Origin of the sequence: Carnobacterium sp. (assembly GCF_045617425.1) — a bacterium.
Classification (GTDB): domain Bacteria; phylum Bacillota; class Bacilli; order Lactobacillales; family Carnobacteriaceae; genus Carnobacterium_B.
Genome location: NZ_JAZLIO010000009.1, coordinates 20732 through 39130, shown reverse-complemented (window position 1 = coordinate 39130; position 18399 = coordinate 20732). Strand labels below are relative to the sequence as shown.

Here is an 18399-nt window from a genome sequence, read left to right as displayed (position 1 = left end):
TTTAAAAAGGGGGGGAGTAACCTTTATATGAAAAAATTGACATATATATTAGCCGGATCAGTTTTTTTGGGAGCTCAAATATTAGCTATTGATCTTGGAGTTGCAAAATTATCTCTTTATAGAATAATGTTAGTAATCATATCCTGTTTAATGGTAGTACTAATTTTTAAGAATGATTCTAGGTTATCTTTTTACTCTAATGCATTGGGTAAAAATTATACTCGTTTTTATTTTTTTTGGCTTATATATTCTTTAATATCTGTGATATGGGTTCAAGACATTGGTGGTTGGATAAATGCTATCTTCTTTTTAGGTTGTGGGTGTTTGTCTATATTGTATATGGGTATCTTTATACGCGAAGAGAAAGATATAAAAAACTTGTTTAAAACAATATTTGCATTGATCCTTTTACATAATATAATAGGTATAATGGAAATATTGACGGGTAATTATTTGTTTGCTAATTTAAATAAATTAGATAAATATCATACTTTTGCAACACAACCAAGTACACGAATACCTATTTCGATATATGCAAATCAAAACGATTTCGCAACAATGCTTCTTGCGGGTATAACAATAAGTTTTATATTATTTAAAAATAGTAATAAAACATCTATAAAATTTGTATATCTTTTAACTATTGTTTCATCTGTTTTTTTACTTTATAGAACGGGTTCTAGAGGGAATTTAATTGCTCTTTTAATAGGTATCAGTACACTTCTGATAACAAAGTATCTTCAACTATTCACAAAAAAAAATATAGTCAAATTTTTAATGATTTTATTAAGCATCTGTTTAGGTATCATAATCTTTTCCCCAGAAGTTCAACAAAAAATTATATCTTTAAATTATTCACTCCGAACGACATTTTTTGTAGAAGGTAATTCAAATATGACTAGAGTAAATCTAATAAGAAATGGTTTTTATTTTCTAGTTCAGTCATTTGGATTAGGAACAGGAGCTGGGAATATTGAACACTGGTTAGAATTCAATTCTATATTTTCAACGGGCACAATATATAACATTCACAACTGGTGGATGGAAATTCTATCCGGTTATGGTATTGTGATTTTCGTGCTATATGTTGCAGTTTATTTCTTGATGATTCGCCAGCTATTTATAAATTATAAATATTCAAAAAATAAGTTTGTTCGCACAACATCTTGGATCTTATTGGCCTATTTATTTTCATTTATACTTTCTTCGATCTCATCTTCATCAAACATGCTGATAGAATGGCAGTGGGTATTTTGGGGAGTAATTATCACGTTCATTAGGTATAGTGAGAAACTACCTAAAATGACTGAATACAAAGAAGGATGTAAAGATATAGAAAGAGTGGATTAAAAAATAAAAGTATTCTAGGAGGAAATAATGGATATACAGACATTACTGAAAGAAATAAAAATTTTTCTTTTTGAAAATAAAAAAACCATCTTTTTAACAACTGGTGTAGTAATAATTATAGTAGCAGCTTTACAACTTTTAGGTTATTTTTTTAATTCTCAACCTAATGAGGCTGATTTAAATGAATTTGATGCATTGCATACTGCTTATTTTGAAATATATATCGAACAAAACAACTTAGGTGCTTTCACAAATTCTTATCTTATAGAAGCCTTTTTAAATCAAGATGATGTTATTAATGAAATAGAAAGAAAATCAGGTTTATCCATTGGACCAGTAATTAATGAATATAGAGAAGCTAATGAAGTCATTATTACTACAGACGAAGATCCAATTAATGTTTCTAGAAATACGTCTACCAATATAATGACCATATCTTTTGGCATTGGAACTGAAGAAGAAAATTTAAAAGCAGCAAAAGCTTATTACCAATGGTTAGAAGATTCCAATCATCAGTTTTTTGAGGATAAAAAATTATTTTACATTTCAGCACCTGAAACTTTAGATATAGATACAATAACAAATCAAGCAAAGCCTTTTTCAATTAAAACTTTTGTTATACGATTAGTACTAGCTGTATTTGGAGGAGTAATTTTAGGAATAGCTATTGCATTAGCTTTTGTATTATTTAATAAAAAGATTATGTACGCATTCACTTATGGTTGGAATGAAGATGATGTGTTTTTAAACTTTAGTGAAGATAGTAACCCTAAAGAAATCGCTCACAGTCTTATCCAACCTAACAATGGAAAAAAAGTTATCTTGAGTGAAAACAGCTTAAATCAAGAATTGTTAAATGATTTGAAAAACATGTTTCAAAATGAGAATCAAGTAATATTTAATTCTGATGTACTAAATGTTGATCCATTGATAACTATCAATGAATTTATCATTGTCATTAAAAGAAAAGAAACAACTAAATCATGGTATCAAGATCAAAGAAGACAATTAAAGAGCTATCGTTCTTCTACCATAAAAATTGTTCAAATATAACTTGCAAAGGTGCATTAAAAAAATGAAGAAACCAATTGTTTCAATTATTACACCAGTTTATAATTCAGGAAAACTCATTGAAAAAACCATTAATTCAGTTAGGAATCAGTCATATACTCAATTTGAGATGATCCTAATAGACGATTGTTCTATAGATAATAGTCGTGCAATTATTGAAAAAATTACTGAAATCGACCCTAGAATTCGGTACATTCGATTGGATCGAAATTCTGGCGCAGCGGTTGCAAGAAATACTGGTATTAAAGCAGCTAAAGGAAGATACATTGCTTTCTTAGACAGTGATGATATGTGGAAAAAAGAAAAATTAACTCGTCAAATTGGTTTTATGGAAAAAAATAATGTGGCTTTTACTTATACTGCATTTGAAACCATAACTGAAGATGGGGATTTGATTCAAGATAGAGTCAATGTTCCAGAGAAATTAAATTATACACAATTATTAAAAAATACTGCAATTGCATGTTCCACAGTTATCGTTGATCGAGGTAAAATTGGTGATTTTCAAATGCCTTCAGTAAGAAAAGGTCAAGATACAGCAACTTGGCTTATGTTGCTTAGAGAGTCTGTTTCTTATGCGTTTGGTATTAATGAGATTTTATCTTCTTATAGAAAAGTAACTGGTTCTATTTCAGATGATAAATTAGGTGCGTTAAAAAGAACATGGAATACTTATCGTAACATTGAGAAGTTACCTTTGCTTAAAGCAATATACTATTTTTCTTGGTATGTATACAATGCCATTAAAAAAAGAATAAAATAATGATATTTTTTAGTAGAAAATAGGAGAATAGACATGCATTTAATTAAAAATATTATCAGGGTTGCTTTTGCCAATATTATGAATTTTGGAAGCAGCTTTATCGTAGGTTTTATTTTACCAGCCTATTTAAGTGTACCGGAATATGGTTTGTACAAGGAATATACGCTATATTTAAGTTTTGTCTACCTGTTTAGTTTTGGGTTTAATGATGGGATATATATTAAATATGGTGGGAAAAATTCGGATAGTATAGATAAAAGGGTTATACATGAAGAACATTCATTTTTATCAGTATTTCAACTGATAGTTTTCATTTTAATGTTGTCCTTTTCTATTTTAATCAAAGATCCTATCTTAATCCTTTTTTCAATTTCTACATTGTTTATGGCAATTACAACATACCATCAAAATTTTGCACAAGCGACTGGTAATTTTAAACTTTATTCTTATGCCAATATTCTTAAAACAATCGTAAATGTGTTAACTATTTTATTTGCTATCTTTATTTTAAAGAGTCGTAATTATATGGATTATGTTATTATGAATATTGTAACAAACCTTTTTGTATTTATTTTGTATGAATATGTTTTTATTAAAGAATATGGTTTTAGGTTTAAATTCAATACAACAAATAAAGTATCTATCTTTAAAATTGGAATTTTTGTTTTAATAGCCAATATGTCAATGACTTTTGTTGGAAATATAGGTTCTTGGATAGTTAATTTTGGTTTTCCTGTTGCAAACTTTGCTCAATATTCATTTTCAACGTCCATGTTAAATTTAATTTTACTCATTGTAAATGCAGTAGGTTTAATCTTTTATAATGTTATTTCTAAAAATGAAAATGAAGAAATGTTGAAATTTACTAAAAGGATATTATTATTATTAGGCATAGGTGGAGGATTACTATTTTTTGTGTTCAAAGTAATTATTCAAGTGTTTTTAACTAAATATACTCCAGCATTGTCCTTACTTTCCATAACATTTATCTCGATTCCTTATATTATGGTTGCCAATGTAATTATAACAAATTTATATAAATCGAGAAAAAACGAAAAGAAATATTTTAGAGATGTTATTGGATTTGCAGGAACTTCATTCCTGTTTGTAGGAATAGTCTACTTATTAACTGACAGTATGACAAGTATAGCTTTAGCAACAACGTTTGCGTATATTTTCTGGTATATATACTCTACAAATGTGGAATACAAATACTTAAAAAGTTCATTAAAAGAATATATTTTATTAATAAGTCATTTTATTGTTTTTTATATTACGGCAAATATTTTTAGCAACTATATAGGGGCAAGCGTGTATTTAATTTATGTAGTAGCTGTTTTGTTTGCTTTTAGAAACGATTTATTTAAAATAGTTGAGTATGCTAAAAATAAGTAAACTAGAAATATATAGAATGGATAGGATAGAATTGAAGAATGATTTAATTTCAATTGTTGTGCCTTGTTATAACGAAGAGGAAGTTTTAAAGTTATTCTATAATGAGGTTGAAAAAATAAAAGAAAAACTTGGAAATGCAAGCATTGAATATTTATTCGTTAACGATGGTTCTAAAGATCAAACATTAGATATCTTACGTAGATTAGCAGAAATTGATAGCAATGTAAGGTATTTGTCTTTTTCAAGAAACTTTGGAAAAGAAGCAGCTATGTTTGCTGGTCTTGAAAACGCAGCTGGGAATTATGTAGTTATTATGGATGCTGATTTACAGGATCCGCCAGAGTTATTACCAAAGATGTATAATATAATCAAAAATGAAGAGTATGATTGTGTAGGATCTAGAAGAGTTAACAGAGAAGGTGAACCACCTGTTCGTTCATTTTTTGCTAGACAATTTTATAAAATTATTAATCGTATTTCTGAAACTGAAATTGTTGATGGGGCAAGAGATTATCGACTTATGACTAGACAAATGGTCGATGCAGTTTTAGAAATAAGAGAGTATAATCGCTTTTCAAAAGGAATTTTTAGTTGGGTTGGGTTTGATACAAAATATTTAGAATATGAGAATCGAAATAGAGTAGCAGGAGAAACTACCTGGTCGTTTTGGAGTTTAATGAAATATTCCTTAGATGGTATTGTAGCTTTTTCAGATACTCCATTAGCTATTTCTTCTTTAATAGGTTTGAGTTCTTTTATAATATCCATTGTAATGGCTATTATTGTTGCTATAAGAACTTTAATATTTGATGATCCTACATCCGGCTGGACATCATTAGTTGTTATTATATTAGCAATAGGCGGTCTTCAATTATTTTGCTTGGGCATTCTTGGAAAATATATTGGGAAAACCTTTCTTGAATCTAAAAATAGACCAATATATATTATTAAAGAAACCGAGAAAAATTCCTTAATATATAAAAAAGAACGTAAATTTTAATTTTTAAACTAAAAAATGATATTAAGAATGTTACTAGCGTTAAACTTAGAGGGAGAGTATTTTAGGTGAAGCAAGAGATAAGCATACAAACAAAAATAAATAAAGTTACACCTTATTTTGCACTGTTTTTTTTAACATTTATTACTTCATTAGTCTTAGTTTCTAATCCTTTTTCTGAACTAATAGCTAAACATGATTCAAGTATGTTTACTTATTTTGGATACGCAATGGATAATGGGAAAATTATGTATACTGAAATTTTTGACCATAAAGGACCAATTATTTTTATATTTAATTATATTGGAATTTTATTTTCAACAGCAAATTTTACTGGAATTTATATAATTGAGTTCTTAAGTCTTTTTCTCTTTTTTTTATTTACTTATCGACTAAGTAAATTGTGGATACCAGATTTAACAGCTTTCATTACTCTCATCGTTGAAGCAATCGTTTTAACCTTTTTTTTAGAAGGTGGAAATCTGACTGAAGAATATGCTTTGCCATTTATTGCTTACAGCTTATACGCGTTTTCAAAGTTTTATAAATCAGATAATAAAATTATCTGGAATGAGATCATTTTGATAGGAATGTCGTTTTCGATTGTCTTTTTGTTACGAGCAAATATGATTTCATTATGGGCCATTTTTTGTATGTTTATAGCAGTAGAGTTTATATATAAAAAAGAATATAAGGATTTATTTAAAGTAATTGGATTATTTATTATAGGAGTATTGCTTGTATTCATACCAATTGGTTTATACTTGTATTTAAACAACGCTTTAGAAGCAGGAATTTTTCAGTCTTTAGTCTTTAATTTCATGTATCTAGATAGTTCTGGAGAAAAAAATGAGTCTATTAGAATATTGTACAATATATTATCTAATCATTATGTAGTAGCTTTATTTTCCGGTTTTTTACTTTATGTCATATATAAATGGAGAAACTATATAAATAGTGAAAAAATGCTTGCTATAATTGCATTATTGTTTTCAATTTTATCTTTTTACACTAGTGTGATGTCTGGAAGAGAGTATAAACATTACTTGATGGCGATGATTCCAACAATGACAATACCTTTAATCTTTATTATTAAAGACTTAAGTATAAATATTGGGAAATATAAGTTATTCTTCTCATCGTGTATTGTAATATTTATTTTGTATAATAGTCAATTGAATACAATCTATGAAACAATTTATATTACTAATATTGACGCAGATGAAATCGAACATGCTGATGGTATTGATCACAAAGAACAACAAATGATTTTTAACGCTACTAAAAAAAATAGAGTATTGGAAATTGCGGAAATTATAAAAGAAAATTCGAATGAAGATGATATGATTTATGTGCATCGTAATGCTGGAAATTTATACTTGTTAAGTGATAGACTATCTTCAATAAAATATTTCAATTTACCTGCAGTAGATTTAAATGAAAACAAACTAATAGGGGAAAAATTTTTGAAAGAAATTATTCATGCAGAGTCTAAATTAATTATTTTAGACACCAGCTTTAATAATAAAGAAAAAATTGGAACAGAGTTAACTTTTTATAAGTTTGTATTAGAAAATTATGAGCTTATATATAATGAAAATGGTTATTTTGTGTATTCGGCACTTAAATAATTAAACAGAAGAGAAGATTAATCTGATTATATAATCAGATTAATCTTCTCTTCTGTTTTGTAAAAATTATCTACAAATTTTTAATAATGACAAATTATGTCCATAGTAAAATAAATAATTATAAGTTATACTCAAATTGTTCGAAAAAAAATAGGGGGGATGATTTTTTGAAATTGTCAAAGAAAGTAATACAAAAGGTTATGGTTTTAACTATGGTGGTATGCCTGTTAAATCCAATTGTTGGTTCGTTAAGTGTTTTTGCTTCTGGAAATACGAGTATAGATAGTAGTAAAGTAATAGAAGAGAGTCAAAGCACTGAAATGAAAGACTCAAGTAATGTGTCTACTGAAAGTGGACAAACAGACTCATCGGAAAAAATATATAGCCCTGAAGATGCATCAGAAGAAACTGAACAATCGGTTGTGGAAACTGAGACGGTACCCGATACCGAATCTGATTTGAAACCAGAAATAGAAGAATCACAAGAAGTCGAAGAAATTCAAGAAAACACAGATAAAACATCAGATGAGACAATAGAACAAGAAATAGATGAAGAAATATTTTCTATAGAAGAAACTAGAGAAAAAGCAATGCAAATGATGGATGATGAAAAAAACACTATGAGTACATTCAGTATGAATGCAAGAACAGTATCAAAAACAGATGCTTTTATAAATGCAGTTTCTTCATATGCCGTAACTACAGCAAATGAACAAAAGCTATACCCGTCAGTAATGATAGCTCAAGCTGCACTAGAAAGTGCATGGGGAACAAGTATACTAGCTTATAAACCAAACTATAATTTGTTTGGCATAAAAGGAGAATATAATGGACAATCATTTTCTAAGTATACGAAAGAATATAATGAAAAAACTGGCTGGAGTACAATAAAAGCGGATTTTAAAAAGTATCCTAGTTATAAAGAAACCTTTATAGATAATGCTAATAAATTACGTAATGGAACTGATTGGAATGCAACTTATTATAATGGTACTTGGAAAGAAAATACCAAAACATATAAAGATGCGACAAATTGGTTGACTGGTCGTTATGCTACTGACCCTACATACGGAGAAAAATTAAATCAAATTATTGCTACGTATGATCTAACAAGATTCGATACAATTCAAAAAAATCCAAATGAAAACAATTTGGATGAAATAGGCAATCTGTCATACGATGAAGTTACGTCGACAACAGATATTAAAGATTATGAAGCATATATTAACGGTGAAACAGATGGAATTTATACAACTCCTAAAGGAACGGATAATTCCAGTGTGGTTGCTTCATCAGCTGAATACTTTGATAGAAAAGTTATGGCAATTAAAGAAAGCAAAACAAAAAATGGTCTTACATGGATATTAATTCAAATAAGTGGTAAAAATATTGGCTGGATTGAAAAAAATGGTTTAAGCACATTTGATACAATTAATTCAACTAAAAATACTGATTACAAAGCCATCGTTAAAAGTTCAGGTTATACATTGGATACAGCACCCTGGGGAACAAAAGGTTTTCAAACAATTGGAAAAACGGATACTTATATTGGTAAAGAAATTACAGTACTAAAAGAATCTGTAACTATAAAAGCAACATGGGCATTAATAAAATTACCTAACAACTCACAAGTATGGGTAAATAAAGCAGCACTTGATGTAGAAAAGATTACATCTACTAAAGAGACAAACTACAAAGCACTGATTTCCCGAAAAGGAGATACACTAAATACAGCGCCTTGGGGAACAGAAGGTTTTGAAACAGTAACTAAATCAGATGCTTATGTAGGACAAGAATTTACCGTTCTTAAGGAAGCAATAACAAGAAGAGCAACATGGTCCTTGATTAAGTTGCCTGGAAATAAAGAGGTTTGGATTGATAAAAAAGCTTTAAATATTGAAAAAATTGATTCTATAAAAAGTGTAAATTACAAAGGAACAATAAAAAGAAAAGGAGATACTATCAATACAGCTCCATGGGGTACGGAAGGCTATAAAACTGTAGCAAAATCAGATACCTATGTTGGAAAAGAAGTTACCGTTTTAAAAGTAGCTAAAACAAGACGTGCAGAGTGGGCTTTAATCTCTATAAATGGTAAAGAATTAGGTTGGATTGACATTAATGGATTGGACACCTTTGATACTATTGATTCAACTAAAACCGTTAATTACAAAGCTATCATTTCACGTTCCGGAGATACACTTGATACAGCACCCTGGGGAACAAAGGGTTTTCAAACAATTGGGAAATCAAAAGATTATCTTAATAAAGAAGTAACTGTAATAAAAGAAGCTGTTACGTACCGAGCAACGTGGGCATTAGTGAAGTTACCTGGAGGTATACAAGCTTGGATAGATAAAGAAGCTTTAAATATTGAAAAAGTAGTATCTTCTAAAACTACTAATTATAAAGCTTTAATTGCTAGGTCTGGAGATTCTCTTAACACGGCACCCTGGGGAACAGAGGGTTATCAAACAATTGGAAGCTCAGATCCTTATGTTGGTGAGGAAGTAACAGTATTAAAAGAAGCAATCACAAGAAGAGCAACATGGGCATTAGTAAAATTGCCAAATAATAATCAAGTTTGGTTAGACAAAAAAGCATTAAATATTGAAAAAATTGAGTCATTAAAGGCAGTAGATTATAAAGCTTTAATTTCCCGAAAAGGAGATACATTAAATACAGCACCATGGGGTACAGAAGGTTATCAAACAGTTGGTAAGTCAGATGATTATGTTGGCAAAGAAGTAACTGTAATAAAAGAAGCAATTACGAGACGAGCAACATGGGCTTTAGTAAGATTGCCAGGTGGTAAAGAACAATGGATAGATAAAAAAGGGTTGAATATCGAAAAAATTATTTCAAATGTAGATGTTAGTGATTATAAAGCTAGAATAGTTCGTAATGGTGATAGTATAAACACTTTGCCATGGGGAACAGAAGGCTATAAAAAAGTAACAATGTCAGATAATTATTTTGGAGCAGAAGTTACTGTACTAAGAGAATCAACTACAAGACGAGCTACATGGTTATTGATTGCTTACAATGGTAAACAACTTGGATGGATAGACAAAGCATCTGTAAAAAAAATTACTACAAGTAAGAAGGTAGTCGTTTTGGATCCAGGTCATGGTGATGGAGATCCTGGTGCAACTAGTGGTGGAGTACAGGAAAAAGCTCTTAATTTATCTGTTTCACTTAAAGTGAAAAACCGATTAGAAGCAAATGGTTATGAAGTCATTATGACTAGAAAAAATGATACATTTTTAGAACTTAGTGAAAGAGCAACATTAGCTAATCAATCTAAAGCGGATATTTTCGTAAGTATTCATGCCAATGCATTTAATGGAGCGGCTCATGGAATAGAAACTTATTCTTACAACCGTAAGGGAAATGCAAAAAATCCTTTAGTAGCCAATAATTCTGATAGAAGTTTAAGAAGTGGTGCTTTAGCACTTAGTGTTCAAAATTCTTTAGTCAATAAAACAGGAGCATTCAATAGAGGAGCTAAAACAGCTGATTTCCATGTTGTAAGAGAAACGGGAATGCCAGCTATTTTAGTAGAAATGGGATTTGTTGATCATACTTCTGAAAGAGCAAAATTAAGGACTAATGCTTATCAAGATAAGTTGGCTGACGGAATCACAACTGGGATTATTAACTATTTTAATAATATTAAATAAAGTGAACAATTTAAATAGACTTTTTTTATTTAATAATTGCTTTATAGACTATAAGATTGGTTATGCTGGTTGTCATTTAATTATGATGATCAGCTCAACCGGTCTTCTTTTTTTAATTGTATTAAAATACTTCTTCATCCTACCGTCCATTTCTGATATCATAGATAAGGTTTAGTACAAATAAAGCTTACAACTCTTTAAGTCAATAACAAAAATCCGTAATGGAGTAAGAAGGAGATACAATGAAAAAGATAATTGAGCAAATTTTTAAGTTTGGAATCGTAGGGATTATAGCTGCTATTATAGATTTTGGAACACTTTTTATTCTAACGACATTATTAGATACCTATTATTTGTTGTCGGCTGCAATAGCTTATATTCTATCAACAGTATTTAATTATATTGCAAGTATGCAGTACGTGTTTGTAAGCAAATTTGATAAAAGCGAAAAAAATAAAGAATTTCTTATTTTTGTCATTTTAAGTGTGATTGGATTGGCAATCAATGAACTCATTATGTGGTTCTTTGTTGAAGAATTTAGTTTTCATTATATTTTATCCAAAGTAATTGCTACTATCATTGTGATGGTTTGGAACTTTATCACAAGAAAGATGTTTTTGGAGGGGACTAAGGAATTGCAAAGGTGAGCAAAGGTATATTATAAACAACAAATAAACACAATTTATAAAACAATAGAAAGTTAAAAGTGAGGTATAAGGTTTGAAAAAGACATACATTAAAACTATTTATCGATATGGCACATTATTTTTCTTCTTAATTGCTCTATACACATTGTTAATGACGCTGGTGTACACTATTCCCAATGCAGCTGTGTCTAATCAGGTAGAAGCTGGACAAGCTTTAATTCAAACTGAAGGTAAAAGACCTATCTTGCAATTCGGTGGTACTAGAGCTGCGCAGTTAGATAACTTTACAGATAATGTTATGTTTCAAGGTGTGATCAAGAATGATCAAGAAAATCCACTTGAATCAGGTATGAATGTGCGCTCTTATGCTCGTTATTGGCATGGGTATCAAACTGTTTTGCGTCCGTTATTAACGGTTTTGAGTTATACAAGTATTCGCTATCTAAATATCTTTGTTATTTTAGTATTGCTTTGTTTTGTGTTTAGTGACATTAAGAAAAAAATGGGCACTACATATAGCTTAGCCTTTCTGATTTCACAAGCAATGATTTATGTAATTATATTTCCGATGTCAATGCAATATACGACTTCATTTGTTGTAATGTCATTTGCAATGCTGATGGTAAGTTACCTTTACGAAAGAAAGCAAATGAAATATGCAGGATATCTATTTTTTATAACAGGATCGCTCGTTAATTTTGTCGATTTTTTGACCTATCCATTAGTCACTTTGGGAATTCCGTTAATTTATGCAATATTACTTTTAACCAAAGATGAAGAAATTAGTTTTCTATCTAATTTTTACTTTTTAATAAAAACTTCTATTCTCTGGTGTTTAGGTTATGGACTAACATGGGTTACAAAATGGATATTATCGTCTTGGATATTAAATATAAATGTTCTTAAACAAGCAACTCAGCAAGCTTCTTTAAGAACTGCAGGAAATGCTGAGTATCCAACAAGCCCAATGGGAGCACTCACTGCTAATTTAGATCTCATGTTTCCACCTCAAGCTATTAAAGGATTTTTATTGTTACTTGTTTTATGGGTCTTCCTATTTTTGTTCTTCCATAAACCATTGCAAAACATCTATAAAATGACACCTTTACTAATGGTATCGATGTTTCCCTTCGGTTGGTTAGTGATATTAGCTAACCATTCTGAAATGCATTTTTGGTTTACTTATAGAATATTAGCAATTACGGTGTTCGGTATATTATCCTTTATGGTTTATAGTATTGATACTAATAAAGTAAAACAACTAATACACAAAATAAAATACTAATTTAATTTATACAATTATACTAAGTATAGATTACCTATTTGTGCTATAGTTTTCCGACTTTAATATTAATGATTATTACGAAAATAAATACGGTGCACCAAATTTTTCAACTATTCAAAAAAGAATAGTTTGGAAATTTGGTGTTTTTGACTGTTACTTATGTATCATTTAAATATCATTAGAAAAGCACTGATGTTTAGCGGCAATGATTATGATATAATTGTAGAACAGTTGTGTGAAATTTTGCTAGCTTGTTTTAAGATAATAGAACTTCAAAAAGTACAATGTTTTGGTGTGGGAATAATAAAAAGTATGTTTTATTTAAAAGGAGAATAGCTAGATGAACTTCACATACTTAAGCAAAGAATGGCAAAGTATTAATGAAAAAATGGATAATATATGGAGCTTTATTTTTTTAAGTTTACTATCACTATCATTTGTGGTCACTGATTGGATGGTAGGCATATTTTCATGGTCAGATTTCATTTTTGGGATAATATTGTTTTTTATGGTAATAGGTGGTAATTATATTTTAAAAAAAGAGCAAATTGGATTGTTTGTAGCAGTGTTTATTGTAGTTTTTTTAAATATATTTTTAAGCAATATATATAATGAGCATTTCGAGCTTTCCGTTGGAATAGCAGGACTGATAAAAATTTCCTTTTACTTGGTAACAATAGTAGGATTATATAATTTTATAAAAAAAAGAAAGTTAGAAAAAAAGGTCTTATTTTCATTGAATATAGTAGCTGTTATCGTTTCAATAATAGGTATTTATATTACAATTGCCATTTATTCAAATGGCCAGCTACCCTTTGATTTTTTTTGGCTGTTTACAAGAAGTGATCGGTTAAGTTATTCTTTTAATTGGAATGAGAATTTGATTCGGACAAGAAGTATTTTTTCTGAACCATCATATTTTGGTTATTATTTAAATATTATTTTAGGCATGAATTATTTTAATAAAACAACTCCAGAGACATCTAAGTGGTTAAACTTATTTTTAACAATTATGATCATTTTAACCTTTTCATATAGTTCGATTGCTATAATGGTTGTTGTTCAAATTTTGAAAGGTTTTGATTTTATAAAAAATAAAAGTTTTAAATGGAATAACTTTTATTTTTTATATATTATGATTCTGTTTTTTGTAATTTATCTCTTTTGGGATACGTTTAGTGAGACACTAATACAAAGAACACTAAATATATTATCTGGGGAAGATTCATCGGCAATTAACCGGATTACTACAAGCTGGCAATATATTAATACAAATTATTTATTTTTAGGAAATGGAATTGGCCATACACCATCTATTTGGAATATTTATGCGTATATGTTATCTGATTTTGGGATAATCGTATTTATCTGTTCAATTATTTTTACAGGATATATTATGAATAATAACTTTAGATTAGGTGTATTATTCTTATTGTTGAATTTTCAAAAAGGAGGGTATCTCTCTAATTCTTTTTGGATATATCTACTGCTACTATTTCTTTTTATTGATACTCAAAAAAATAGAAATAATGTTCATATGAAACTTAAACTCAATAGGATTTGAATTGATGATATGTTAATATGATAAAGTTCCAGTTAAAAAGCTGGTTACTGATAATTTAATTAAAGAAAGTAAAAAATTAAATTGAATTATGCTATACTAGATGAGGATTTTATAAATGGAAATCGTATTATCGAATAAATTAATAATAGGCTCTCAACATATGTTGACGATAAATAAATTGATACTTCTTATAATATGAGGTACAAGAATTCTATAAGAATTACTTTTTTTATTAGAGATAACTACTGAAAGGTCGATAAAATTATGCGTATATGTGTCATAAGAAATGCAGAAGGTGAAATGAATGCTCAACTAGAACGTGTGGCTAGTGCATTATTCGAAACAAAAAACGATTTTTTTTTAGTCACGCGCAATCGTGACGCATCAGAAAAAGGAACAGTGATAAAAAAAGAGATATTTATAGATAATAAAAAAATTGATAATTATGAAATACAACTACCAGCTATTATCGGTGGAGGACTAAAAAACGTCTTACCAGTATTAGAGTTTAAAAAAATTCTTACCAAATGGCTTGAAGATAATCTAGAGAAATATGATGCTATTCATGCTATTGATTATGATGTTGGTTCAGTTGCTTTAAAAATATGTAGAAAAAACAATAAAAAATTAATTTATCATATCGCAGATTTTTATGCAGATAGTCGATTGAGTATCCCGGCATTTGCTAAAAAAATACTTCGACAAAAAGAATATACGATTATAAATCATGCAGATGCAACTATTATTTGTTCTGAAGATAGATTTAAACAAATTGAAGGAAGCTTTCCTAAAAAAGTAATCGTTATTCATAATACGCCTGCTAGAAGACAAATGATCACAAAAGAAGAGGTTAGACTAAATAACAAAGATAGCTTGATGTTGACCTATGTAGGAGGACTAGAGAAAAAAAGATTTATAGACAAAGTTATTTCAGTAGTCAAAGAACAGCCAAATTATAAATTACTACTGGCAGGATCCTTAGGAGATGCACGAGAATCTTTTGAACATATTGACAAGATAGAAAATATCACCTATGTTGGTAAACAACCATATGAAAAAGCTTTAGAATTATACCAAAGTACTGATGTTATGTTCGCTATCTATGATCCAGATCATCCAAATCATAGATATTCGGCTGCTAATAAAGTATATGAAGCAATGCTGATGGGTAAAGCCATTATTGTAGCAAAAAATACAGGGATGGATAAAATAGTCGAAGAAGAGAACATGGGCTATACGATAGATTTTGATCAGAAAGATTTTTCTGAATTATTAACGCACATTTCAAACAATCGTGAAGAACTTTACGAAAAAAGCTTAAATGCTTATCATGCTTACAAAAAATATTCGTGGGAAGAAATGAAAAAACGACTTATTTTATTGTATGAAGAGTTAGATTAAGAGGTTTAGATTTAACTTGGATATAAAAAGCATTATTTCTAAAAAATAATTTAAAATAGATTATAAATAATGGAGGTTTTTTTTTGATTAACGTAGTAGGATTAGGATATATAGGTTTACCAACAGCACTAATGTTAGCTGCAAATGGAAATAAGGTCATTGGTACAGATTATAATAAAAAAGTTGTGAAATCTTTACAAAATGGTTCAGTTCCTTTTGAAGAAAAAGGAATTAATGAATTGTACCAAGAAGCCATTTCAAAAGAAATTACGTTTACAGATGAATATATAAAAACAGATATGTATATCATTACAGTACCAACTCCATACATGAAAGATTCTAAAAAGATAGATCCAACTTATATCATATCAGCTGTACAAAGTGTTATGGACGTATGTGAAAAAGGAGCAGTAGTGGCAATTGAATCAACGGTCTCTCCAGGAACGATTGATAAATTTGTCCGTCCTTTGATTGAAAATAAAGGTTTTGTACTAGGTGAAGATATTCATTTAGTTCATGCACCTGAACGTATTTTGCCAGGGAACATGATTTATGAATTAAAACACAATTCACGTACGATTGGTGCTGACAGTCCTGAAGCAGGAGAAAAAGTTAAAGCTATTTATGAAACATTTTGTGAATCTGAAATTGTAATTACGGATATAAGAACTGCAGAAATGACAAAAGTAGTCGAAAATACTTTCCGAGATATCAATATTGCTTTTGCAAATGAATTAACAAAAATTTGTCGTTCAGATGATTTAGATGTTTATGAAATTATCCGCATTGCGAATAAACACCCACGAGTAAATATTTTAAATCCAGGACCTGGTGTAGGTGGCCATTGTATTTCAGTTGATCCGTGGTTCCTTGTTGGAGATTATCCAGGATTAACGAATCTTATTTTGACTGCTCGCCATACAAACGATTCAATGCCTGAATTTGTTTTAGAACGTGTGCATACGATTATGAAAGAAAAAGGGATGACTGATTTATCTAGAGTTGGTTTATATGGTTTAACATATAAACAAGATGTAGACGATATTAGAGAAAGCCCAACACTGCAATTACTTGAAAAAATGAAAGAGCATTTAGCTCCTGGATTAAAAGTATATGATCCAATGGTTCATACAAAAATAGTGGATAATCAATATACTGATTTTGATGCCTTTTTAGGAGAGGTTGACTTTGTGATTGTCATGGTTTCACATACTCATATTCTTCATAATGAAGATAAACTAGCTGGAAAAGTTATTTTAGATACTCAAAAAGTATTAAAAAATACTGTAGTAAATTATTTGTAGAAATTAATCTCTTGTCTATTCGTTTTGATGGAGTTTAAAAATATAGATGTTAGGATGTAGACAATGAAAAAAATTAGAGTAATGACTATCTTTGGTACGCGTCCCGAAGCTATTAAAATGGCGCCACTTGTATTGGAATTAGAACGGCAATCAGATCGATTTGAATCAATTGTTACAGTAACAGCACAACATAGACAAATGTTGGATCAAGTACTGGGAATTTTTAATATTACACCGGATTATGATTTAAATGTTATGAAAGATCGCCAATCATTGGCCCAAATTACAGCTAATGTTTTAACTGGATTGGAAGAAGTCATGAAAGAAGTAAAGCCAGATATTGTTTTAGTTCATGGAGATACAACTACGACATTTGCAGCTGGAATTTCTGCTTTTTATAATCAAATTAAAGTAGGTCATGTGGAAGCGGGTTTACGGACTTGGAATAAATATTCTCCATTTCCTGAGGAAATGAATCGACAAGTAACCGATGTATTATCAGATATATATTTTTCTCCAACTAAAGAAAGTGCTGCAAACTTGTTCAAAGAGAATCATCCAGCAGAGCATGTTTATATTACAGGTAACACTGCTATAGATGCATTGAATGAAACGGTAAAAGATGATTATCAACATGAAGTGTTGGATAAAATATCGGAAAATAATCGTTTAATATTAATGACTATGCATCGTAGAGAAAATCAAGGTGAACCAATGGAACGTGTTTTCCGTGCTATTCGTCAAGTTGTAGATAGTCATGATGATGTTGAGGTAGTCTATCCAGTACACTTGAACCCAGTAGTTCAAGATGCTGCTAACAAAGAATTAGGTGATCATGAGCGAATTCATTTGATTGCACCGCTAGATGTTATTGATTTTCATAATATCGCTGCAAGAAGTTATATGATTATGAGCGATTCAGGTGGAGTACAAGAAGAAGCTCCTTCTTTAGGTGTACCAGTACTTGTTTTACGGGACACCACTGAGCGTCCTGAAGGGGTTGCAGCAGGTACATTAAAACTGGTTGGAACAGAGACTAAAGATGTATTATCTACAATGATCGAGTTATTGGACGATAAAGAAGTTCATCGTACAATGGCAGAAACAAAAAATCCCTATGGAGACGGTACAGCTTCAAAACGTATTTTAGATGCTATTGCTTTTGAATTTGGTATAGATAATGAACGTCCAGTAGATTTTAAATAAAAATTAGTCGTAATTAAGCAAGAGTCATAAATTATTTAACAATTAAATAATACAAGAAGAGAAAAGAATAATTTCAAATTTAAGTTGGAATTATTCTTTTCG

At 29.5% G+C, this 18399-nt stretch carries 13 protein-coding genes; all 13 read left to right on the top strand.

All coding sequences use genetic code 11. From position 1 onward, the window contains the following. The first annotated feature begins 27 nt into the window (after positions 1–27). The 13 genes from ACKI3H_RS03490 to wecB all read left to right on the top strand — a co-directional run bounded on the left by ACKI3H_RS03490 (position 28) and on the right by wecB (position 18297). Complete coding sequence (locus ACKI3H_RS03490) at positions 28–1350, top strand: O-antigen ligase family protein (protein WP_407370898.1); 1323 nt, start codon at positions 28–30, stop codon at positions 1348–1350. Between the two features lie 27 nt (positions 1351–1377). Next, positions 1378–2403, top strand: coding sequence for a hypothetical protein (locus ACKI3H_RS03485; protein WP_407370897.1), 1026 nt, complete (start codon positions 1378–1380; stop codon positions 2401–2403). A 22-nt stretch (positions 2404–2425) separates the two neighbouring features. Next, complete coding sequence (locus ACKI3H_RS03480; RefSeq protein ID WP_407370896.1) at positions 2426–3184, top strand: glycosyltransferase family 2 protein; 759 nt, start codon at positions 2426–2428, stop codon at positions 3182–3184. 33 nt (positions 3185–3217) lie between these two features. Further along, a complete protein-coding gene (locus tag ACKI3H_RS03475; protein WP_407370895.1) occupies positions 3218–4579 on the top strand; it encodes a polysaccharide biosynthesis protein in 1362 nt (453 codons plus the stop codon). A gap of 31 nt (positions 4580–4610) precedes the next feature. Then, complete coding sequence (locus ACKI3H_RS03470) at positions 4611–5579, top strand: glycosyltransferase family 2 protein (protein WP_407370894.1); 969 nt, start codon at positions 4611–4613, stop codon at positions 5577–5579. Between the two features lie 65 nt (positions 5580–5644). After that, positions 5645–7207, top strand: a complete 1563-nt coding sequence (locus ACKI3H_RS03465) for a hypothetical protein (RefSeq protein WP_407370893.1) — start codon at positions 5645–5647, stop codon at positions 7205–7207. A 167-nt stretch (positions 7208–7374) separates the two neighbouring features. Further along, positions 7375–10890, top strand: coding sequence for a GW dipeptide domain-containing protein (locus ACKI3H_RS03460; RefSeq protein ID WP_407370892.1), 3516 nt, complete (start codon positions 7375–7377; stop codon positions 10888–10890). A 242-nt stretch (positions 10891–11132) separates the two neighbouring features. Beyond that, positions 11133–11537 (top strand): GtrA family protein, encoded by a 405-nt coding sequence (locus ACKI3H_RS03455; RefSeq protein WP_407370891.1) that lies wholly within the window; start codon positions 11133–11135, stop codon positions 11535–11537. A 73-nt stretch (positions 11538–11610) separates the two neighbouring features. Next, positions 11611–12822, top strand: coding sequence for a hypothetical protein (locus ACKI3H_RS03450; protein WP_407370890.1), 1212 nt, complete (start codon positions 11611–11613; stop codon positions 12820–12822). A gap of 340 nt (positions 12823–13162) precedes the next feature. After that, positions 13163–14386 (top strand): hypothetical protein, encoded by a 1224-nt coding sequence (locus ACKI3H_RS03445; RefSeq protein ID WP_407370889.1) that lies wholly within the window; start codon positions 13163–13165, stop codon positions 14384–14386. A gap of 264 nt (positions 14387–14650) precedes the next feature. Next, positions 14651–15787, top strand: coding sequence for a glycosyltransferase (locus ACKI3H_RS03440; protein ID WP_407370888.1), 1137 nt, complete (start codon positions 14651–14653; stop codon positions 15785–15787). A gap of 83 nt (positions 15788–15870) precedes the next feature. Further along, the gene (locus tag ACKI3H_RS03435) at positions 15871–17091 is read left to right on the top strand and encodes a nucleotide sugar dehydrogenase (protein ID WP_407370887.1); all 1221 of its coding nucleotides are present in this window, start codon (positions 15871–15873) and stop codon (positions 17089–17091) included. 63 nt (positions 17092–17154) lie between these two features. Then, positions 17155–18297 carry a non-hydrolyzing UDP-N-acetylglucosamine 2-epimerase gene (gene wecB / locus ACKI3H_RS03430; RefSeq protein ID WP_407370886.1) on the top strand — a complete coding sequence of 381 codons (1143 nt, stop codon included), beginning with the start codon at positions 17155–17157 and terminating at the stop codon, positions 18295–18297. The last annotated feature ends 102 nt before the right edge of the window (positions 18298–18399 follow it).

Bases quoted from the DNA above. Each gene is read 5' to 3' on its own strand.
- ACKI3H_RS03480 (WP_407370896.1), top strand. From the start codon at position 2,426: ATGAAGAAACCAATTGTTTCAATTATTACACCAGTTTATAATTCAGGA.
- ACKI3H_RS03445 (WP_407370889.1), top strand. From the start codon at position 13,163: ATGAACTTCACATACTTAAGCAAAGAATGGCAAAGTATTAATGAAAAA.
- wecB (WP_407370886.1), top strand. From the start codon at position 17,155: ATGAAAAAAATTAGAGTAATGACTATCTTTGGTACGCGTCCCGAAGCT.
- ACKI3H_RS03455 (WP_407370891.1), top strand. From the start codon at position 11,133: ATGAAAAAGATAATTGAGCAAATTTTTAAGTTTGGAATCGTAGGGATT.
- ACKI3H_RS03475 (WP_407370895.1), top strand. From the start codon at position 3,218: ATGCATTTAATTAAAAATATTATCAGGGTTGCTTTTGCCAATATTATG.
- ACKI3H_RS03485 (WP_407370897.1), top strand. From the start codon at position 1,378: ATGGATATACAGACATTACTGAAAGAAATAAAAATTTTTCTTTTTGAA.
- ACKI3H_RS03490 (WP_407370898.1), top strand. From the start codon at position 28: ATGAAAAAATTGACATATATATTAGCCGGATCAGTTTTTTTGGGAGCT.
- ACKI3H_RS03440 (WP_407370888.1), top strand. From the start codon at position 14,651: ATGCGTATATGTGTCATAAGAAATGCAGAAGGTGAAATGAATGCTCAA.